At 66.6% G+C, this 21,257-nt stretch carries 18 protein-coding genes; 11 read left to right on the top strand and 7 right to left on the bottom strand.

What is annotated here, in order from left to right; all coding sequences use genetic code 11:
• Positions 1-2 precede the first annotated feature (2 nt).
• Complete coding sequence (gene metH, locus N792_RS06005; RefSeq protein ID WP_036193376.1) at positions 3-2,690, top strand: methionine synthase; 2,688 nt, start codon at positions 3-5, stop codon at positions 2,688-2,690.
• A 387-nt stretch (positions 2,691-3,077) separates the two neighbouring features.
• On the opposite strand, the gene N792_RS06000 is transcribed toward metH, so the two are convergent.
• From N792_RS06000 to N792_RS05975, 6 genes are all read right to left on the bottom strand, one after another.
• Positions 3,078-3,800, bottom strand: coding sequence for a DUF2058 family protein (locus N792_RS06000; RefSeq protein WP_036193375.1), 723 nt, complete (start codon positions 3,798-3,800; stop codon positions 3,078-3,080).
• Between the two features lie 43 nt (positions 3,801-3,843).
• Positions 3,844-4,086, bottom strand: a complete 243-nt coding sequence (locus N792_RS05995; RefSeq protein ID WP_036193374.1) for a SlyX family protein — start codon at positions 4,084-4,086, stop codon at positions 3,844-3,846.
• Positions 4,083-5,432: a UDP-glucose dehydrogenase family protein gene (locus N792_RS05990; RefSeq protein ID WP_036193373.1), complete on the bottom strand. Its 1,350-nt coding sequence runs from the start codon at positions 5,430-5,432 to the stop codon at positions 4,083-4,085. Before N792_RS05990 ends, N792_RS05995 begins: the two co-directional genes overlap by 4 nt.
• 72 nt (positions 5,433-5,504) lie before the next feature.
• The gene (locus tag N792_RS05985) at positions 5,505-6,299 is read right to left on the bottom strand and encodes an FKBP-type peptidyl-prolyl cis-trans isomerase (RefSeq protein ID WP_191150463.1); all 795 of its coding nucleotides are present in this window, start codon (positions 6,297-6,299) and stop codon (positions 5,505-5,507) included.
• Between the two features lie 184 nt (positions 6,300-6,483).
• The gene (locus tag N792_RS05980) at positions 6,484-7,452 is read right to left on the bottom strand and encodes an FKBP-type peptidyl-prolyl cis-trans isomerase (RefSeq protein WP_036193371.1); all 969 of its coding nucleotides are present in this window, start codon (positions 7,450-7,452) and stop codon (positions 6,484-6,486) included.
• A gap of 140 nt (positions 7,453-7,592) precedes the next feature.
• Positions 7,593-8,177, bottom strand: a complete 585-nt coding sequence (locus tag N792_RS05975) for a glutathione peroxidase (RefSeq protein WP_052103541.1) — start codon at positions 8,175-8,177, stop codon at positions 7,593-7,595.
• Positions 8,178-8,300: 123 nt separating this feature from the next.
• Here N792_RS05975 and N792_RS05970 point away from each other — a divergent pair, with 123 nt between their 5' ends.
• From N792_RS05970 to N792_RS14090, 6 genes are all read left to right on the top strand, one after another.
• A complete protein-coding gene (locus N792_RS05970; protein WP_036193370.1) occupies positions 8,301-8,618 on the top strand; it encodes a hypothetical protein in 318 nt (105 codons plus the stop codon).
• A 4-nt stretch (positions 8,619-8,622) separates the two neighbouring features.
• Positions 8,623-8,997, top strand: a complete 375-nt coding sequence (locus N792_RS05965; RefSeq protein WP_036193369.1) for a GntR family transcriptional regulator — start codon at positions 8,623-8,625, stop codon at positions 8,995-8,997.
• On the top strand, positions 8,994-9,887 hold the full coding sequence (locus N792_RS05960) for an ABC transporter ATP-binding protein (RefSeq protein WP_036193368.1): 894 nt from the start codon (positions 8,994-8,996) through the stop codon (positions 9,885-9,887). Before N792_RS05965 ends, N792_RS05960 begins: the two co-directional genes overlap by 4 nt.
• Positions 9,884-10,945 (top strand): hypothetical protein, encoded by a 1,062-nt coding sequence (locus N792_RS05955; protein ID WP_224743850.1) that lies wholly within the window; start codon positions 9,884-9,886, stop codon positions 10,943-10,945. The genes N792_RS05960 and N792_RS05955 overlap by 4 nt, the downstream gene beginning before the upstream one ends.
• Before the next feature lie 79 nt (positions 10,946-11,024).
• On the top strand, positions 11,025-11,879 hold the full coding sequence (locus N792_RS05950; RefSeq protein ID WP_036193367.1) for a GIN domain-containing protein: 855 nt from the start codon (positions 11,025-11,027) through the stop codon (positions 11,877-11,879).
• Positions 11,782-12,885 carry a YggN family protein gene (locus N792_RS14090; protein WP_232219995.1) on the top strand — a complete coding sequence of 368 codons (1,104 nt, stop codon included), beginning with the start codon at positions 11,782-11,784 and terminating at the stop codon, positions 12,883-12,885. The genes N792_RS05950 and N792_RS14090 overlap by 98 nt, the downstream gene beginning before the upstream one ends.
• A gap of 27 nt (positions 12,886-12,912) precedes the next feature.
• Here the strand turns inward: N792_RS14090 and N792_RS05940 are convergent, their stop codons facing one another.
• Entirely contained in the window at positions 12,913-14,304 is a 1,392-nt protein-coding gene (locus tag N792_RS05940) for a class II fumarate hydratase (protein WP_036193366.1), read from the bottom strand.
• 374 nt (positions 14,305-14,678) lie between these two features.
• Between N792_RS05940 and purB the strand changes: the two genes are divergently transcribed.
• From purB to N792_RS05920, 4 genes are all read left to right on the top strand, one after another.
• Positions 14,679-16,055: an adenylosuccinate lyase gene (purB, locus tag N792_RS05935; RefSeq protein WP_036193365.1), complete on the top strand. Its 1,377-nt coding sequence runs from the start codon at positions 14,679-14,681 to the stop codon at positions 16,053-16,055.
• Positions 16,056-16,077: 22 nt separating this feature from the next.
• Complete coding sequence (locus N792_RS05930) at positions 16,078-17,301, top strand: cupin domain-containing protein (RefSeq protein WP_036193364.1); 1,224 nt, start codon at positions 16,078-16,080, stop codon at positions 17,299-17,301.
• Positions 17,298-18,203 (top strand): GNAT family N-acetyltransferase, encoded by a 906-nt coding sequence (locus tag N792_RS05925; RefSeq protein ID WP_084105450.1) that lies wholly within the window; start codon positions 17,298-17,300, stop codon positions 18,201-18,203. Before N792_RS05930 ends, N792_RS05925 begins: the two co-directional genes overlap by 4 nt.
• A 217-nt stretch (positions 18,204-18,420) precedes the next feature.
• Complete coding sequence (locus tag N792_RS05920) at positions 18,421-21,243, top strand: 2-oxoglutarate dehydrogenase E1 component (RefSeq protein ID WP_036193363.1); 2,823 nt, start codon at positions 18,421-18,423, stop codon at positions 21,241-21,243.
• Positions 21,244-21,257: the final 14 nt, after the last annotated feature.

The raw sequence follows: 21,257 nt of genomic DNA, 5'->3' as shown, positions 1-21,257 counted from the left end.
CCATGGCCACCCTCGCCCGTCACACCCGCCTCAGTGGATTGGAACCGCTGACGATCACGCCCGAAAGCAACTTCATCAATGTCGGCGAACGCACCAACGTCACCGGCAGCGCGCAGTTCAAGAAGCTGATCAAGGACGACCGCTTCGACGAGGCGGTCGCCGTCGCCCGGCAGCAGGTCGAGAACGGCGCGCAGGTGCTGGACGTCAACATGGACGAGGGCCTGCTGGATTCCGAGCAGGCGATGGTCACCTACCTCAACCTGATCGCCGCCGAGCCCGACATCGCCCGCATCCCGGTGATGGTCGACAGCTCGAAATGGAGCGTGATCGAGGCCGGGCTGAAATGCCTGCAGGGCAAGGGCATCGTCAACTCGATCTCGATGAAGGAAGGCGAGGCCGAGTTCCTGCGCCAGGCGAGGCTGGTGCGCCGCTACGGCGCGGCCGTGGTGGTGATGGCGTTCGACGAGGAGGGCCAGGGCGACACCGTGCAGCGCAAGGTCGATATCTGTTCGCGCGCCTACCGCCTGCTGACCGAAGAGGTCGGCTTCCCGCCCGAGGACATCATCTTCGACCCCAACGTGTTCGCGATCGCCACCGGCATCGAGGAGCACAACGACTACGCGGTCGCGTTCATCGAGGCGGCGCGCGAGATCAAGCGCCGTTTTCCGTACTGCCACGTCTCCGGCGGCGTTTCCAACGTCAGCTTCTCGTTCCGCGGCAACGAGGCGGTGCGCCAGGCCATCCACGTGGTGTTCCTGTACCACGCGATCAAGGCCGGCATGGACATGGGCATCGTCAATGCCGGCGCGCTGCCGCTGTACGACACCCTCGACGCCGAGTTGCGCAACGCGGTCGAGGACGTGGTGCTGAACCGCCATGCGGAAGCCACCGAGACGTTGCTGGCGCTGGCGGAGCGCTACCGCGGCAGGAAGGGCGAGAAGAAGGTCGAAGATCTGTCCTGGCGCGAGCAGCCGGTGCGCGCGCGGCTGAGCCATTCGCTGGTGCAGGGCATCGACCAGTGGATCGAGCAGGACACTGAGGAGGCGCGCGCCGAAGCCGCCCGTCCGCTGGACGTGATCGAAGGCGCATTGATGGACGGCATGAACGTGGTCGGCGACCTGTTCGGCGCCGGCAAGATGTTCCTGCCGCAGGTGGTCAAATCAGCGCGGGTGATGAAGAAGGCCGTGGCCTACCTGCTGCCCTTCATCGAGGCCGAGAAACTGCGCACCGGCGACACCGGCAAGACCAACGGCAAGATCGTCATGGCCACCGTCAAGGGCGACGTCCACGACATCGGCAAGAACATCGTCGGCGTGGTGCTGGCCTGCAACAACTTCGAGGTGATCGACCTGGGCGTGATGGTGCCTTCGCAGGTGATCCTGAACCGCGCCATCGCCGAGAACGCCGACATGATCGGCCTGTCCGGCCTGATCACCCCGTCGCTGGAGGAGATGGGCCACGTCGCCCGCGAGATGCAGCGCCAGGGCTTCACCATGCCGCTGCTGATCGGCGGTGCGACCACCTCGCGCGCGCACACCGCGCTGAAGATCGACCCGTTCTACAAGCCGGCCACGATCTGGGTGAAGGACGCCTCGCGCGCGGTCGGCGTGGCACAGACCATGATCAGCCCCGAGCAGCGCGACGCGTTCGTGGCCTCCACCGCCTCCGACTACGCCGAGATCCGCGAGCGCCATCGCAACCGCGGCAGCGGCAAACGGCTGGTGTCGCTGGAGAAGGCCCGCGGCCAGCGTTTCGACGGGGGTTGGGACGACTACACCCCGCCAGCGCCGAAGCAGGCGGGCCTGCACGCGTTCGACGACTACCCCCTGACCGAGCTGGTGGACCTGATCGACTGGACGCCGTTCTTCCAGGCATGGGAGCTGGCCGGCCGCTACCCGGCGATCCTCACCGACGAGGTGGTCGGCGCCTCGGCGAGCGAACTGTTCCGCGACGCGCAGGCCATGCTCCAGCGCATCATCGACGAGAAGTGGCTGACCGCGAAGGCGGTGTTCGCGCTGTGGCCGGCCAACAGCGATGGCGACGACGTGATCGCCCGCGTCGACGGCAAGGACGAGACCATCCACTTCCTGCGCCAGCAGGTCGACAAACCGCCCGAACGCCCGGACTTCTGCCTGGCCGACTTCATCGCCCCGCAGGGCAGCGGCAAGCAGGACTGGATCGGCGCGTTCGCGGTGACGGCCGGCATCGGCATCGAGCCGCATATCAAGCGCTTCGAGGCCGACCACGACGACTACAACGCGATCCTGCTCAAGGCGCTGGCCGACCGTCTCGCCGAGACCCTGGCCGAACGACTGCATCAGCGAGTGCGCAAGGAGTTCTGGGGTTACGCGCCCGATGAGTCGCTCGACGCGGAAGCGCTGATCGACGAGAAGTACCTCGGCATCCGCCCCGCCCCCGGCTACCCGGCCTGCCCCGAGCACAGCGAGAAGGCGACGATCTTCCGCCTGCTCGACCCGACCACCAACGCCGGCATGACCCTCACCGAGAACTTCGCAATGACCCCGGCCGCCGCGGTGTCGGGCTACTACTTCAGCCATCCGCACAGCCAGTACTTCGTCGTCGGCCGGGTATCGAAGGAACAGGCGATCGACTATGCGCGGCGCAAGGGCGTCGACCTGGCCCAGGCCGAACGCTGGCTCGCCTCGAATCTGGATTACGACCCGGAATAAGATTCCTCGCCCGACTCCCGGGAAGTCGACGGGCCGGGGCGGGGCGCGACCTGCAGACCTTCGCGGCCAATGTCCCCCGGCCTCCGCCTGCGGCGGATGCCTCCTCCTTTATTTCGCCGCGAAGGCCCGCACGTCGCGTCGATGCTGTCGGATCGCGGACAGCCGGGCAGCCGGGCCTGCCCTTCCGGCAGCGCACCCTCGAACGCCGGGTGTGAATGCCCTTGGGTGTGAAATAAAGGAGGAGGCACCGGCTTCATCGGTGCCGGAGGACATTCACACCCAAGGGCATTCACACCCGGCGCCGCGGCCAACCACGGATACCGCGCTTTCCCCTCGGATGGGGAAAGAACCCGGAACAAGCCCGCCGGTTGGATCTGAGTTGGAGTATCACCAGACCAGATCGTCAGGCACCTGGTACTGCGGGTCGGCGTAGGGGTCATCGGCGGCAGGCGCATCGGGGTCGACCTTCAAGGCGACCGATGGCGCAAAGATCTGCTCAGCCTGGGCCAGCAACTCGGCGGTGACCAGCAGGTAGCGCCCGTCCATCTGCAGCACGCCCAGCTCGCCGGCATTCAGCGCCTTGAGCTGGTCGGCAGTGACGTGGATGCGCTTGATCTTGCCGCCGTACGGGAAGTGCCGGGCGATATCGGCGGCTTCGTCATTGAGGGCCTTGTCCTTCACCAGTTCGGCCAGCCGCGCGCGGGCTTCCCGCCGCAGGCGCGCTTCCTCCTGCCTGGCTTTTTCCGCGGCAATGCGCTCGTCCTTCTCGCGCTGGGCACGGATGGCGTAGGCCTTGGCCAGATCGATGTCCTCGCGCGAGCGCGAGTCGCCCGACGCCGGCCGGCCCTTCCCGCCACGGGACTGACCGGGACGGCCTGCCCCGGAACGCGATGCTTCCGGGCGACCGGCTCCCGAAGGGGCCGGGCCAGTCGGCTTGTCCGCCCGGTTCCCCGCAGCACCGGACCGCTGATTCGGCAAGCGTCGTCCGTGCCGCGCATCGGCCGCCTTTCGATCCGGCCGGCCGTCGCGCGAACGCTCCGCGGGACGCGTGGGTTCCGGGGCCGGCTTGAAGCCCAGGCCCAGCAATTGGTTACGGAGTGTGTCGTTCATATCGATCTTTACCGGACCCGCCACGTGCGCGGGAAACAACCGCTCAGTAGTGCGGCGGCGGGGGCTCACCGGCCGGGTCGGCCGAGAGCGGATTGGAAGACAGGGAGAGACGCAGCTGCTTCAGCTCCTGCAGCGCGCGATGCAGCAACAAGGCATTGCGTGCCTCCTCGTCGCGGGCGGCGGCAAGCGCATCGCTGAGTTCGCCGATGTGGTGCTCCTGGAACGACAGCCGGGTTTCCAGATCGACCAGACGTTGCTCGATGGCGGTCTCCGATGCAGCATTCATTGGGCAGGCAAGCTCCTGATCGATCGGCCACGACCGATGCCGTAATAGGCGATACCGGCCGCTTCCACCTCATCGGGTTGATACAGGTTGCGCCCGTCGAAAATGGCCGCATCGGCGAGCTCCCGGCGGATGCGGGAAAAATCCGGGCTGCGGAACTGTTTCCACTCCGTCACCACCACCAGCGCATCGGCGCCGGCCAGCGCGGCGTATTCCGAATCGCACAGCAGCAGGTCCTCGCGCTCGCCGAAGATGCGCCGGGTTTCGGACGCCGCCTCGGGGTCGAACGCCTGCACCTTCGCACCCGCCGCCCACAACTGTTCCAGCAATCGCCGGCTCGGCGCGGCGCGCATGTCATCGGTATTGGGCTTGAAAGCCAATCCCCACAGCGCAAATGTCTTGCCGGCCAAAGCACCGTTGTAATGGCGCTGAAGCAGCTCGAACAGATGGCTCTTCTGGCGCTCGTTGACCGCTTCCACCGCATCCAGCAGGCGCGGCTCGAAGCCGTGCTGATGGGCCGTGCGCGCGAGTGCCTGCACGTCCTTGGGGAAACACGAGCCGCCGTAACCCGCGCCCGGATAGATGAACTGCCAGCCGATGCGCGGGTCCGAGCCGATGCCCTGGCGGACCATCTCGACATCTGCGCCGACGCGTTCGGCGATGTTGGCGATCTCGTTCATGAAGCTGATCTTGGTAGCCAGCATGGCGTTGGCGGCGTACTTGGTCAGCTCCGCCGAGCGCACGTCCATGACCACGAACCGGTCCCGGCTGCGCACGAACGGCGCATACAGGCGACGCATCGTCTCCACGGCTTCGGCGTCGTCGGTACCGATGATGATGCGGTCCGGGCGCATGAAGTCGTTGACCGCATCGCCTTCCTTGAGGAACTCGGGATTCGACACGACCTCGAAATCGACCTGCACGCCACGCGCCGCCAAGGCAGCGGCGATCGTGGCCCGCACCTTGTCGGCGGTGCCGACGGGAACGGTCGATTTGTCCACCACCAGGGCGGGCATCTGCAAGTGCTGGCCGATGGTGTTCGCCACCGCCAGCACATACTGCAGGTCGGCACTGCCGTCCTCGTCGGGTGGCGTTCCCACCGCGATGAAGATCACCTCGCCGTGTTCGATCGCCATCATCGGGTCGCTGGTGAAACGCAAGCGTCCCGCCGCGTGATTCGCACGCACCATCGGCGCCAGGCCCGGCTCGAAGATCGACACCTCGCCACGGTTGAGCCCGTCCACCTTGGCCTGGTCGATATCGACGCAGATGACGTCGTGACCGACTTCCGCCAGGCAGGTGCCGGTGACCAGGCCGACATAGCCGGTGCCGAAAATACTGATGCGCATACGCAAGCCCGTCCTGCTTGATAAGGCCCGGCAACCAACGGCTGCTGGAATGCTTCTGGGTGCGAAACCCGGTTACTGCTGGTCCGGCGCCTGCACGATGTCCAGCAGCTCGACCTCGAACACCAGCACCGCGTTCGGACCGATCGGGCCGCCCGGCGTACCGGTCGCGCCGTAACCCAGATCGCTGGGGATCCAGAAGCGGTAGGTGCTGCCGACCGGCATCAGCGCGATGCCTTCGGTCCAGCCCGGCACGACCTGCTGCAGGGAAAACACCGCCGGCTCGCCCCGGTCATGCGAGCTGTCGAAGGTCTCGCCATCCAGCAAGGTGCCCTTGTAATGCACGCGCACCACGTCGTCCGCGGTCGGCTTCGCGCCGGTGCCTTCGGTCAGCACCTGGTACTGCAGGCCCGAGGCGGTGGTCTTCACGTCCGGCTTGGCGGCGTTGGCGGCCAGGAAAGCCTCGCCTTCGGTCTTGTTCTTCTCCGCCGCGGCGGCAATCTCGGCGGCGCGTTTGGCCTGCAGCCGCTGGCCGAACGCCTCGGCCACCTGGGCGGCCTGCTCATCGGTCATCAGCGACTTGCCGCCGGCCAACCGGGTCTTGATCGCCTTGGACAGCGTGTCGATGTCGATCTCGTCCTTGACCGGTTCGAGCGACTTGGCCAGGTCCAGGCCGATCATGTAACTGACCTGCTCCTTCTCGTTGGCCAGCCCCTTGATCTTGAGCGTGTCGGCGGAGCCCGCTTCCGCGGTCTTGTCGGCATTGGCGGTATCGGCCTTGTCGCCCGGCTGGCAGGCGGTGATCGCCAGGGTCAAGGTGGCGGCGGCCAGGATGGCAGCGGCGTGGCGCGGGAACTGGATCATGGACATGGAACTCCTGGAAATGGGGCGCAGGGCGTGAGGGGACCGATAACGGACACGACGCGAGCTATTGGCACGCCCGACACCAGGGCCGGGCGCGCGATGTTGGCGCTGGGTTGAGCCTGTAACGCCATGTGGTGGCGCCGTGGTGGCGGGGCCGCTGACGCCGCCTGCCGTCACGCTATCGCCGCTGCTATTTGATGATGGCCTGCAATTCGACATCGAACACCAACGTCGCATTCGGGCCGATCGGGCCACCCGGGGTGCCCTTGCTGCCGTAGGCCAGATCACCGGGAATCCAGAAGCGGTACTTGCCGCCCACCGGCATCAGGCCCAGGCCTTCGGTCCAGCCGGCGATGACCTGGTTGAGACCGAACTCGGTCGGCTCGCCGCGCTCGTAGGAGCTGTCGAACACCGTGCCGTCCAGCAGCTTGCCCTCGTAGTTGACCCGGACCCGGTCCGTCGCCCGCGGGCGCTCGCCCGACCCTTGGCGCAACACCATGTACTGCAGGCCCGACGGGGTGCTGAACACGCCCTTGACCTGCTTGTTGGCGGCCAGGAACCGCTCGCCTTCGGCACGGTTGGCATCGCCCACCGCCTGCGCCTTGGCGGCCATCTCGCCCTGCATCTTCTGCGAGAACGCATCGCGCACGGCGTTGATCTGGGTTTCGTCCAGCAACAGCTTGTCGCCCGCGAACGTCGCCCGCACCCCTTGCAGCAACACCGGCAGGTCCAGCTCATCCTTGATCGACACCAGCGAACGACCCACGTCGGCGCCAACCAGATAGGCGACCTTCTGCTTGTCGACTTCGGGAATCTGCGCGTCCGCGGGCGCTTGGCCGGCACGCGAGGCAATCCGCATCATCAGGGCCTGGCCGGTGGCCTGGACATCGGCTTCGGCAATCAGCGGCTCCTTGCCCTGGAAGGCGTTGCTGATCGCGCGTTCAAACGCGGCCAGATCGATATCCGGTGCCGCCGGGGTGATGGAACGGGCGATATCGTGGCCCACCATGTAGCTGGCTTTGGCGCGGTCGGAATTGAGCAAGTTCTTGTCCTGGGCTGGAGCGTTCTGCGCGGCGGCAGCAACGGGTAATACCACCACGGCGCCCAACAGCGTCGCAGAGGTCAACAACACGGCAGCGCCGCGCACGAAAGGCTTCATCCGGATTGCTCCTGTCGGTGGCCATGGGGATGGCGCAAAGCGGCTATTGTCGCGACCCGGCGCACTGCGGGCAATCGCAAATCCTGAATCGCGTTGTGTCGCAGGCGATTCCCGCCACGGAACAGACGGATCGGGACGTCTCAGCGTACTGGGCGCGGGCTTTTCAGCGCCGTTTCTATCGCGGCCACCAGGGCCTTGTCGCCCGGCTCGGTCTTGCTGCCGTAACTGGCGAGCAGCTGCCCATCGCGGCCGATCAGGTACTTGTGGAAGTTCAACCTGGGCGCCTCGCCGGCGGCTTCGGCCAGTTCGCGGTACAGCGCCGTGGCCTCATCGCCCACCACGTGCACCTTCTCGAACATCGGGAACTTCACGCCGTAGGTCAGCGTGCGGAACTCGCGGATGTCGTCCTCGTCCTGGAACTCCTGCTCCTTGAAATCCCCCGACGGGAAACCGAGCACAGCGAAACCCTGATTCCCGTATTTGGCGTGCAGTGCCTCCAGCCCCTCGAACTGGGGTGTGAAACCGCACTTGCTCGCGGTGTTGACCACCAGCAGCACGTCGCCGGCATAGGACTGGCGCAGGTTCACCGGTTGTTTGCCCGCCAGCGGCCGGAAGCTGTGGTCCAGCAGGCCCGTGGCCGCGCCGGCCAGACCGGCGATCAGTACGGTGCCGGCGATGGCGGCGATGGCGGCGATGGCGGCAACGGGGAAGGCAAGACGGCGCATGGCGGTATCTGCAGAGGGCGGCGGCCAAGTATGTCTTTTGTCATGCGAAAAACTAGTTGACGCTGCGTGTCTTAGTGTTATAGTTGCATACAACACCGACTGACCAATCAGCAGGATGTGCCCATGAACCGCGAGATCAACAACACGCTTTCCGCACTGGTCGCCAGTGGCGCCCTGCTGGTCGCCGTGCTGGTACTGGCGTCGCCGGCCCCATCCGACCTTTCGCCGATCGGCCAGGATGCTACCCGGATCACCGGGCTCGACACCGACGCCCTGTTGGCCGATGCCATGGGGCATGCGACCCCGGCGAGCGATTCCGGCTCCCTTTCAACCAGCTCCACCGCAACAGACTCCACTCCCACGCGCTCTACAGGGACGAGCTCGCGATGGCATCACGGCTCCCTCGCGATGCCCTACTTCTCATTCGTTCCCCGGGGTTGACCCAATGACCGCATTCCAATGGAGCGATGGCGCTCCGATCTATCGCCAGCTGAAAGAACGCGTCGTGGCAATGATGCTCGACGGCGTGCTCAAACCCGGTGACGCCCTGCCGTCCGTCAGGCAGGTCGCCGCCGAGTACCAGCTCAATCCAATCACGGTCTCGCGCGCCTACCAGGAGTTGGTGGACGAGGCTCTCGTCGAAAAACGCAGGGGTCTGGGCATGTACATGACCGAAGGTGCGGCAAAAAAACTGCTTGCAAGTGAGCGGGACCGCTTCCTCACCGAGGAATGGCCACTGGTGCTGGAACGCATCATGCGACTGGGTTTGAGCACCGAGGAGTTGCTGGCTCCTGCATCGATCAAGGCAGGTGCCCAATGAATGCCGCCATCCAACCCGGCACGGGCACCGGCAATGCCGTGGTCAATGCCGGCAACCTGCGCAAGCTCTACAAGAACAAGGCCGCGCTGGACGGCACCAGCTTCACGATCCCCGCCGGCCGCATCGTCGGGCTGATCGGCCCCAACGGCGCGGGCAAGACCACCGCGCTCAAGGCGATGCTTGGCCTAATCCCGTTCGAGGGACAGATGAGCGTCCTGGGCCGGGACCCGCGCACGTCGCGCGACGAGTTGATGCGCGATGTCTGCTTCATCGCCGATGTCGCCGTGTTGCCGCGCTGGATCCGGGTGGGCGAGGCGATCGAGTTCGTCGCCGGGGTGCACCCGCGCTTCGACCGCGCCCGCTGCGAACGCTTCCTCAAGGGCACCAAGCTGACCCCGAAGATGCGGGTGCGCGAGCTGTCCAAGGGCATGATCGTGCAGCTCCACCTGGCCCTGGTGATGGCGATCGACGCCCGCCTGCTGGTGCTCGACGAGCCGACCCTCGGCCTGGACATCCTGTATCGCAAGCAGTTCTACCAGCGCCTGCTGGAGGACTATTTCGACGAGGACAAGACGATCCTCATCACCACCCACCAGGTCGAGGAGGTCGAGCACATCCTCACCGACGTGATGTTCATCCGCGACGGCAAGATCGTCCTGGACAGCGAGATGGACACCCTCGGCGAGCGTTTCGTCGAGGTGCTGGTCAACGCCGACCGGCTTGAACCGGCACGGGCGTTGAACCCGCTGGACGATCGCTCGCTGCCGTTCGGCAAGACCGTGATGCTGTTCGACGGTGTGCCGCGCGACCAGCTCGACGCATTGGGCGAAACCCGCACGCCGGGACTGGCCGACCTGTTCGTCGCCACCATGAAAGGGACCTACGCATGAACGCCGTTGTCGAATCCCGTTCCGTGCCGCAGCCGGCGGCACCCCACCCCATCCACGCCACCCACAAGTTCAGGTTGCTGCTGCGACGCGAGTTCTGGGAGCACAAGGGCGGTTTCCTGTGGGCGCCGCTGATCGCCGGCGGCATCTCCCTGCTGCTGACGCTGATGGCAGTGATCGTCGGCGAAGTCGCCGCGCAACGCGCCATCGGCGCGGGCAAGCTCACGATCGACGGCAATGTCGTGGTCAACGGCCTGGATCTGAGCGTGCTCAGCGGCAAGCTGGATGCGGAAAAGATGCAGCAGCTCGCCCAGGGCATCGACCTGTCGCTGCTGATGGCGGCGCTGTGGCCCTTCATCGTGCTCGCGTTCGTGGTGTTCTTCTATTGCCTGGGCGCGCTGTATGACGACCGCAAGGACCGGAGCGTGCTGTTCTGGAAATCGCTGCCGCTGTCGGACGCCCAGACCGTGCTGTCCAAGGTGGTCAGCGCCACCCTGGTGGCACCGTTGCTGGCGGTCGCCGCCGGCGTGGCGACCATGATCGGCTTCATGGTGTTGCTGAGCGCCGTGGTGATGTTGCACGGCGGTAATCCGGTCACGCTGCTGTGGGGGCCGGGCAATCCGCTCAACGTGCTTGCCAGCCTGCTTGCCGCGGTGCCGGTGTTCGCATTGTGGTCGTTGCCAACCGTGGGCTGGCTGCTGCTGTGCTCGGCCTGGGCGCGGACCAAGCCGTTCCTGTGGGCAATCATGGTGCCGCTGTTCGCCGGCATCTTCGTCAGCTGGTTCGAGCTGATGAAGGTGTTCAACCTCGACTCGTCATGGTTCTGGTCGAACGTGGTCGGACGCATGCTGCTCGGCACGGTTCCCGGCGCAGACCTGCTCTACCGCGGCAACGCCAGCGGCATGGTCGGACCCGACAGCGCGCAGGGCCTGCTGGAATACCTCTCCGCAAGCAACACCCTGTCGAGCCTGGCGATGCCGGAACTCTGGATCGGTGTAGTCGCCGGCGCCGCGATGATCTTCGTCGCCATCCGCCTGCGCCGCTGGCGCGACGAAGGCTGACTAAGGCTGACTCGATCGAACCCTCCCTCCCTGCCGGCCGCGCCGCCGGCAGGGTCGACACGACCTCCCGGAGTATCCGATGCGCAAGATCATCCTCGGCGGCGTCATTCTCGCCAGCACCGTGCTGTTGCCCCTGGCGGCGATGGCCGGCCCATCCTGCCAACACTCCGCGCCACGCAACCTGGCACTCGACCTGGACGGCGTCAGAACGGTGTTGTTCGAGATTGGCCCCCACGACCTCCAGGTCCGGGCCAGCGCCACGCCCAACAACCGCGTCGAAGGCGTGGCATGCGCTTCGGATGCCACGTACCTGCCAGAACTCACACTCGACCAGGTGAAGTCCGGTGACCGGCTCACCGTGCGCCTGCTGAGCAATGGCAACGCCGGCAGCGGCGTCGTTCTCAACCTGTTTGGCATGAAGCGGTACGCGTACATGAAGTTGCAGGCCGGCGTTCCGGACAACGTGCTGGTCCAGCTCAAGGTCGGCTCGGGCGATGCCGGCATCGACGGCGCGCGCGAGGCCCGCATCGACATCGGCTCCGGCGACGCCACGGCCCACCGCATCCGCGGCCCGCTCACCGCGAGCGTCGGCTCCGGCGATCTCGTCTCCGAGGACATCGGTGCCCTGCAACTGCAGTCGATTGGTTCCGGCGACGCCACGTTCCGGAATGTTCGCGGCCCGGCGAAGATCGGCAGCATCGGTTCCGGCGACCTGAAAATCACCGGCAGCCAGGGCCCGGTCGACATCGGCTCGGTCGGCTCCGGGGATGTCGAGCTGCGCGACATCGGCGGCGACATCACCGTCGGCTCGATCGGCTCGGGCGACATCGAGGTCAATGGCGCGCGCGGCGACCTCGTCGTGCGCTCGGCCGGAAGCGGCAACGTCGACCACCGCGGTGTCGAAGGCACGGTCAACCTCCCGCGAAAGCACTGACGCTCGCCATAGCCCTCAACAACAAGGAATCAGCATGAACATCCGCCCTGCCCGCCTCGTACTGCCGCTGATCTGCCTGTCCTGGCTCGCCGCCTGCACCAATCCGGCCAGCAACTCCCACGACGCCGTGACCGACGGCCTGAGCCACGCCTCCGAGCAGATCCGCGGCGCGTCCGACAAGGTCAGGGAGGAACTCGCCCACGGCAATATTTCGCTGTCCAGCGATGACGCCAACGCGCCGGACGCGGCCATCACGCCGCAGGGCGAGCTGCTGATCGACGGCCACAAAGTGGCCACCGACGCGACCCAGCAGGCCCTGCTGATGGACTACCGGACGCAACTCGCCGGCATCGCCCAGGCCGGTGCCAACATCGGCCTGCAGGGCGCCGATCTGGCGATGAAGGCGATGGGCGAAGCGGTGAAAGGCGTCTTCAACGGCGCCAGTGAGGACGACATCAAGCGCGCCGTGGAAGCCCAGGCCAGCGGCATCGAACAGGAAGCCAGGAAGCTCTGCGATCGCCTTCCGGCCCTGCTGTCGGCCCAGCAGAAACTGGCCGCGGCGCTCCCGGAGTTCAGGCCCTACGCCTCGATGGAGCAGTCGGAAATCGACGACTGCCACAACAATGGCTTCTTCGATGCGGATCGGGGCCAGACACGAAGCGAGGCGCGCGACCAGATGCGCAATGCGACCCGGACCGGCATCCGCGACGGGATTCGCGGCAGCATCCAGCGCGTCGCCCAAGCCGCTGGCATCGCCAGCGCCGGCACCGGTGACACGGTTGAGATCAACGGCGTCCGCTTCTTGCTGCCGCCGGGCGGCGTGTCGACCGAGGCGGCCAACGGTGTCACCCGTATCGAAGTCAGCAATGGGCTGCGGGTGAAACTGGTCGATGGCGAACTGTGGATCAATGGCAAGCGCTATCCCGCCCCGAAAGCCGGCGGCGAAATCGATCTACGCACACCTGACACGGTCAAGGTGGACGGAGTCGTGGTCAGCGCGACCTGACCTGGGCGCAGCGACACGCGTCGAGCCCTACCGCTGGATCCCGCCCCGGGTCAGCGCGACCGGATCCAGCAGGTGCCGCAATGCCTGCTCGGTCATGCCGGTGACTTCCACCGCCACCTCCAGCACCGGGCGCTGCTGCCTGTAGGCCTGCTTGGCAATCGCCGCGGCCTTCTCGTAGCCGATCACCGGGTTGAGTGCGGTGACCAGGATCGGATTGCGCTGCAGCGCATCGGCAACGACGTCGCGACGCACCTGCAGGCCGGCGATCACGTTGTCGGCCAGCAACCGCATGGTGTTGCCCAGCAGGCCGATCGAATCCAGCAGGTCCAGCGCGATCAGCGGCAGCATCACGTTGAGCTGGAAGTTGCCGCTCTGCCCGGCCACGGTGATCGCGGTGTGGTGGCCCATCACCTGCGCGCAGACCATGCAGGCCGCCTCCGGGATCACCGGATTGACCTTGCCCGGCATGATCGAACTGCCCGGCTGCAACGCCGGCAACTCGACTTCGCCCAGCCCCGCCAATGGCCCGGAATTCATCCAGCGCAGGTCGTTGGCGATCTTCATCACCGCCACCGCCAGCACGCCGAGTTGCCCGGACAGTTCCACCGCATCGTCCTGCGATGCCAGCCCTTCGAACTTGTTCTCGGCCGACTCGAACCGGGTTTTTGCCAGCGTCGACAACGCCTTCGCCATCGCCTTGCCGAAACGCGGGTCGGCATTGATGCCAGTGCCGATGGCCGTGCCGCCAATGGGCAGCCGGCGCAGACGCTTGAGCGTGTCCTCGATCCGCGCCTGCGCCGAGGCCAGCTGCGCCGACCACGCACCGAACTCCTGCGCGAATGTCAGCGGCATGGCGTCCATGAGGTGGGTGCGGCCGGTCTTGGTGATCCTGCCCAGCGCCTTGCCGCGCCGGTCGATGGTCCGTCGCAGGTGCTTGAGCGAAGGCAGCAGCGATTCGACCGTGGCCAGTTGCGCCGACACCCGCAGCGCGGTCGGGATCACGTCGTTCGAACTCTGGCCCAGATTGACGTCATCGTTGGGATGCACCGCCTTGCCGCGCACCGAGCGCGAGGCGAGCGTGGCGATCACCTCGTTGGCATTCATGTTGCTGGAGGTACCCGAGCCGGTCTGGAACACGTCGATCGGGAAGTGGGCATCGAAGTCGCCGGCCGCGACACTCAGCGCGGCCTTGTGGATCGCCGCCGACCGGCCCTTGGGCAACAGGCCAAGATCGCCGTTGACCTGGGCCGCCGCCGCCTTGACCAGCCCCAGCGCGCGGATGAATCCACGCGGCATCGGCCGGCCGGAAATTGGAAAATTCTCCACCGCGCGCTGGGTCTGCGCGCCCCACAAGGCATCGGCGGGCACCTGGAGCTCGCCCATGCTGTCGTGTTCGATGCGGTAATCCTGCCTGGCCATGACGTCCTCCGTATGAAGAAGTCGAGGATACGCCGGCGCGGTAATGCTTTCGTGGAAGAGCGCATGGAGTACGCATCGAGCGCGCGCGGCCATGCACATGGCGCTCGTGGGCATTGCGTCGGCAAGTCACTATGCAGGAGCGACGTCAGTCGCGAACGCGCCGAGTCCGCAGCGGCGACGTGGCTCGATGGATCCAGAGGTCTCCGCCATCTGCTCTTGCCGCCCGCCGCGAGTGGGCGCTCGCTGGCCCGTGCAACGGTGTACAGGTCGCGACTCACGTCGCTCCTACATGTTCCGTACGTGTCCGGGCTTGTGCGCGGCGGTGGAACCGGCCGCGCGGTAGAATGCGCGGCCGTCTCACCAGCCCTGATGCCATGCCCGCCAACATCGATTCCCGCCTGCTCGCCCTGTCTCCGCTTGATGGCCGCTATGCCGGCAAGGTCGATGCGCTGCGACCGATCTTCTCCGAGTTCGGCCTGATCAAGGCGCGGGTCAAGGTCGAGGTCGAATGGCTGCTGGCGCTGGCCGGCGAACCCGGCATCGAGGAACTGGCTCCGTTCTCGGCGGAAGCCACCGCACGCCTGCGCGCCCTCGCCGATGGCCTGTCGGTCGAAGACGCGGCGCGGGTCAAGGAGATCGAGCGCACCACCAACCACGACGTCAAGGCGGTGGAGTATTTCATCAAGGAACGACTGGCCGGTGACGCAGAACTGGGCCCCGCGCTCGAGTTCGTCCACTTCGCCTGCACCTCCGAGGACATCAACAACCTGAGCTACTCGTTGATGCTCAACGAGGCGCGCAACACGGTGATGGTGCCGCGGCTGGACGAGTTGATCGCCAGGCTGCGCGCGATGGCGCACGAATACGCCGCCCTGCCGATGCTCTCGCGCACCCACGGCCAGACCGCCTCGCCGACCACCGTCGGCAAGGAGATCGCCAACGTCGTCGCCCGCCTGCTGCGCCAGCGCGAGACCCTGATCGCCGCGCCGATGCCGGGCAAGATCAATGGCGCGGTCGGCAACTACAACGCCCACGTGGCGTCATATCCCGGCATCGACTGGCCGAAATTTTCCGAGGCGTTCGTCACTTCGCTGGGTCTGACCTGGCAGCCGTACACCACCCAGATCGAGCCGCATGACGGCATCGCCGAGCTGTGCGACGTGCAGAAGCGCATCGACACCATCGCCATCGACCTGTGCCGCGATATCTGGGGCTACATCTCGCTGGGCTACTTCAAGCAATCGGTGAAGGCCGGCGAAGTCGGCAGCTCGACAATGCCGCACAAGGTCAACCCGATCGACTTCGAGAACGCCGAGGGCAACTTCGGCATCGCCAACGCCCTGCTGGAGCATTTCTCCGCCAAGCTGCCGATCAGCCGCTGGCAGCGCGACCTGACCGATTCGACCGTGCTGCGCGCGTTGGGCACGGCGTTCGGCCATGCGCTGATCGGCATTGACGCCCTGCTGCGCGGCCTGGGCAAGCTGTCGGCCAATCCCGAGCGGCTGGCCGCCGACCTGGACGCGTCCTGGGAGGTGCTGGCGGAAGCCGTGCAGACCGTGATGCGCCGCTACGGCCTGCCCAATCCGTACGAACAGCTCAAAGAACTGACTCGCGGCCACGGCATCAACGAGGCCTCGATGCGTGAATTCATCAGCGGGCTGGATCTTCCCGCTGACGCCAAAAAGCGGCTGTTGGAGATGACGCCGGGCAGCTACACCGGCCACGCCGAAAAGCTCGCCCGCGGGATATAGGAAGGCCTGAAGAACCGTCGTCATGAGTGAATCGAGCCAACCAGTGCCGCCCATCGAGATCGACGCACGCGCCTTGCCTCCGCTCGGCATGTCGCCAGCCGAGTTCCTGCGCGTCTACTGGCAGAAACGTCCCCTGCTGATCCGCAATGCGTTCCCCGATTTCGTCTCGCCCATGCAGCCCGACGATCTCGCCGGGCTGGCCTGCGAGGACGGCGCACTGTCGCGGCTGATCTCGCACGACAAGGCGAACGATCGTTGGGCCGTCCAGCACGGGCCGTTCCCGGAGGAGATGTTCCCGGGCCTGCCGCACCAGGACTGGACCCTGCTGGTGCAGGACGTGGACAAGTGGGACGCGGATATCGCCGAACTGATCCGTCACTTCAGCTTCCTGCCGCGCTGGCGGATCGACGACGTGATGGTGTCGTTTGCCGCCCCGGGCGGCTCGGTCGGCGCGCATGTCGATCAATACGACGTGTTCCTGCTGCAGGCCGTCGGCCATCGCCGCTGGCAGATCGATGCGACCGACAGCCCGCCGCTGGATTTCCGCGACGATGTCGAACTCCGGCTGCTGCGGCAGTTCACTCCCAGCCACGACTGGGTGCTCGGCCCCGGCGACATGCTCTATCTGCCCCCGGGTGTGCCCCATCACGGCGTCGCCGAGGACGCGTGCCTCACCTTCTCGTTCGGCATGCGCGCACCGTCGGCGGCGGAATTGCTGGGCGATCTGGCGGACACGTTGGCCGCCGCGGCAGACGAATCATCGCGCTACCGCGATCCCGGCCTCACGCCAGCCGACGATCCCGGCGAAATCGATGCCGCCGCGATGACCCGCGTGATCGCCGCGCTGGACCTGTTGCGCAGCAGCGACCCGGAACAACTGGGCGACTGGTTCGGCAACTTCATCACCGTTTACCGCAACGCGGTCGATGTGATCCCGCCGGAACTGCCGCCGGGCGAGCTGCCGCGCTCGCGCATCGAGATCGAATGGGACCTGCAGCACGGCGCCGTCCTGCACCGCCACCCGTACTCGCGGATGGCCTGGCGCCAGTCCGCCGGCGGCGCGCGCTTGCATGCCAATGGCGAAGGCCACTCGTTGCCGGTGGCCGATGCAAAACTCGTCGCGAACGCCCCGACCCTGGATGGCACGACGTACGCCGCCCTGTCCGAAACCGGCCGCAACTGCGTCTTCGACCTCATCCAGGCCGGCCATTACCACCTCGCACTCGACGAGGACGACGAAGCATGAGCCCGGCATCCTCTTTTCGTGTCGAACCGGTCGACTACGGCATCGGCCTGCCCGACTTGCGCGCCGTCCGGGAAACCGTGTTCGTGCGCGAGCAGGGCGTCCCGCTGGCACTGGAATGGGACGAGCTGGATCCGCATTGCCACCACGTCATCGCCCGCGATGGCAACGGCAACCCGATCGGCACCGGCCGGCTCACCCCCGATCGCAGCATCGGCCGGATGGCGGTACTGGCCGAATGGCGCGGACGCGGCGTCGGCGATGCATTGCTGCGCGCCCTGATCGACCGGGGCCGCGACCTGGGTTGGCCGGAGTTGTCCCTGCACGCCCAGGTCCAGGCGATCGGCTTCTACGCCCGGCATGGCTTCCTGCCGCACGGCGAGCGGTTCCAGGAGGCCGGCATCGAACACCAGGCCATGCGCGCCTTGCTGGACGCGGACAATCCCGTCGGATCCCGCGCAGCCGCCATCGCCGCGGCCCTGGGTGTGATCGGCAGCGCCCGACGCCAGCTGACCATCTACAGCCGCGAGCTGGATCCCGGCCTGCTCGACGCGCCCGAAGTGCTGGAAGCCCTGCGCCGCTTCGCCGTCGGCCAAGGCGAGACGCGGATCCTGCTGCACGACCCGGCGACTCCGCAGCGCACGCTCTCGCCGCTGATCACGCTGTCCCAGCGCCTGCCCAGCATGTTCGCATTCCGCGCCATCGAGGAGCCAGGCGACCAGTCGTACCCATCGGCTTACCTCGCCAACGACCGCGGCGGCTATTACTTCCGCCCGCTCGCGGGACGACTGGAAGGCGAGACCTGCCTCCACGCCCCCGCACGTGCGCGCCAGTTGAAAACGACTTTCGACGCCGTCTGGGAACGCTCCCGCCCCTGTACCGAATACCGGGCGCTGGGAATCTGAGCCCGGACACCGCCAGCGCGCATTCCAACCTGAACAGGGACGCACCCACTCACGCGTTTATATGCAACACCGCGTCCCATTTGCCCGTTTCCGCCAACTTCCGGCGCCGCCCTGCCTGCCCGAGCGGCTATAATTCGGGGCTTCGGGTGTCTGGAAAGCGGTTTTTGGGTCACCCGAAACACCTCCCTCTCCCTCTTTCGAGTTTAGCGACGCCATCGTGGCCAATCTCCTGAAGCAGTTCTCGCAGTCATCGCAGCTGGGTACCAGCGGCGCCTATATTGAAGACCTGTACGAGCAGTACCTGGTCTCCCCCGATAGCGTCGGGTCCGAATGGAAAGCCTATTTCGACGGCTTCTCGGGTCGCGAAGCCGGAGACGTGCCGCATTCGGCCGTCATCGACAGCATCATCGAGGCCGCCAGGCACGCCGGGAAGCCGGTCGCCGGGGGATCGGGTACCGCGGACGAGCGCGAACGCTTCGTCGGCAAGCTGATCACCGCCTACCGCTCGCGTGGCCATCTGGGCGCCGACATCGACCCGCTGGGCCTGGTGGAGAAGCCGGACGCTCCGGATCTCAACCTCGGTTTCCACGGCCTGTCCGGCAGTGACCTGGCCGACGAGTTCAGCACCGGCGGCGTCGCGGGCAAGGACCGGATGAAGCTGGGCGACCTGCTCAGCCTGCTCAAGGCGACCTATACCGGCTCGATCGGCAGCGAGTTCATGCATATCGCCGATGCCCAGCAGCGCCGCTGGGTGTACGAGCGGCTGGAAAAGGCCGGCGGCAAGTACGGCCGCAGCGCCGACGACAAGCGCCGGATCCTGGACCGCCTGACCGCCGCCGAAGGACTGGAGCGCTACCTGCACACCAAGTACGTCGGCCAGAAGCGCTTCTCGCTGGAAGGCGGCGATGCGCTGATCCCGTTGATGGACACCACCATCCGCCGCGCCGGTGAGCAGGGCGCCAAGGACGTGGTGATCGGCATGGCCCACCGCGGCCGCCTCAACGTGCTGGTCAACACGCTGGGCAAGTCCCCGCGCAAGCTGTTCGACGAGTTCGAAGGCAAGTTCGACCACAACGAACTGGCCCACGCCGGCGACGTGAAATACCACATGGGCTTCAGCGCCGATGTCGCCACTCCCGGCGGCCCGGTGCATCTCGCGCTGGCGTTCAACCCCTCGCACCTGGAAATCGTCGATCCGGTCGTGGCCGGTTCGGTGCGCTCGCGCCAGACCCGCCGCGGCGGTGACAGCCGCAAGCAGGTGCTGCCGATCCTGATCCACGGCGACGCCGCTTTCGCCGGCCAGGGCGTGGTGATGGAGCTGTTCCAGATGTCGCAGGCCCGCGGTTTCCGGGTCGGCGGCACGGTCCACATCGTGGTCAACAACCAGGTCGGCTTCACCACCAGCGCGCGCGAGGATGCCCGCTCCACGCTGTACTGCACCGACGTGGCCAAGATGGTCGGCGCGCCGATCCTGCACGTGAACGGCGACGACCCGGAAGCGGTCGCGTTCTGCGCCGAACTGGCGCTGGACTTCCGCAACACCTTCGGCAAGGACGTGGTCATCGACCTGGTCTGCTACCGCCGCCACGGCCACAACGAGGCCGACGAGCCGGCCGCCACCCAGCCGGTCATGTACCAGGTGATCCGCCAGCACAAGACCCCGCGCGAGCTCTATGCCGAGAAGCTGGTGGCCGAAGGCACCCTGTCGGCCGCGGACGCGCAGGCGGTGGTCGACAGCTACCGCGACAAGCTCGACGCCGGCGAGGTCACCACCGAACTGGTCGCCGTCAAGCCCGACGAGTTCACCGTCGACTGGACCAGGTTCCTCAAGGGCAAGCTGTCGGACGTGGTCGACACGACGTTCGACTCCGACAACCTCAAGCAGCTGGCCAAGCGGATCAACTCGATCCCGGCCGAGGTCAAGCTGCACCCGCGCGTGGCCAAGATCTACGAGGACCGTCGCAAGATGGCGGCCGGCGAGCAGGCCGGCGACTGGGGCTTCGCCGAGAACCTGGCCTACGCCAGCCTGCTCAGCGACGGCTACAAGCTGCGCCTGGTCGGCCAGGACTGCGGTCGCGGCACGTTCTTCCACCGCCACGCGATCCTGCACGAGCAGACCACCGACGACTACTACCTGCCGCTGCGCGAGCTGGTGCAGGATCCGATGGACGTGGAGATCATCGACTCGCTGCTCAGCGAGGAAGCGGTGATGGCGTTCGAGTACGGCCATGCGACCGCCGACCCGAACACGCTGGACATCTGGGAAGCGCAGTTCGGCGACTTCGCCAACGGCGCGCAGGTGGTGATCGACCAGTTCCTGTCCTCCGGCGAGGCCAAGTGGGGCCGGCTGTGCGGGCTGGCGCTGTTCCTGCCGCACGGTTACGAAGGCCAGGGCCCGGAGCACAGCTCGGCACGCCTTGAGCGCTTCCTGCAGCTGTGCGCGCTGGACAACATGATGGTGTGCACGCCGACCACCCCGGCGCAGGCGTACCACATGATCCGTCGCCAGATGCACATGCAGACCCGCAAGCCGCTGGTGGTGATGACGCCCAAGTCGCTGCTGCGCCACAAGCTGGCGGTGTCGTCGCTGGACGAGCTGGCCAACGGCGGCTTCCAGACCCTGATTCCGGATGCCAAGGCCGACCCGAAGAAGGTCAAGCGGGTCGTGGTGTGCGGTGGCAAGGTCTATTACGACCTGGTCGAAGACATGATCAAGCGCGGCGCCGACGACGTGGCCATCATCCGCGTGGAGCAGCTGTACCCGTTCCCGCGCGAGGCCCTGACCGCCGAGCTCAATCGCTACGCCTCGACCAGGGACGTCGTCTGGTGCCAGGAAGAGCCGCAGAACCAGGGTGCGTGGTACCAGATCCGCCACCACCTCACCGCCTGCGTGACGGCCAAGCAGGCCCTGCATTACGCCGGCCGCAGCAGTTCGCCGTCGCCAGCCGCCGGTCACATGTCCGATCACCTGATCGAGCAGGCCCAACTGGTGGCCGATGCGCTGGTCAACCCGCTCCAGGGCGAGTCGTCCGCGGAATGAGTCCGACATGAGCC

Source organism: Lysobacter concretionis Ko07 = DSM 16239 (genome assembly GCF_000768345.1).
GTDB lineage: Bacteria > Pseudomonadota > Gammaproteobacteria > Xanthomonadales > Xanthomonadaceae > Novilysobacter > Novilysobacter concretionis.
The sequence above is the reverse complement of the archived record's forward strand: the minus strand, read 5'-3'. Positions and strand labels throughout refer to the sequence as shown.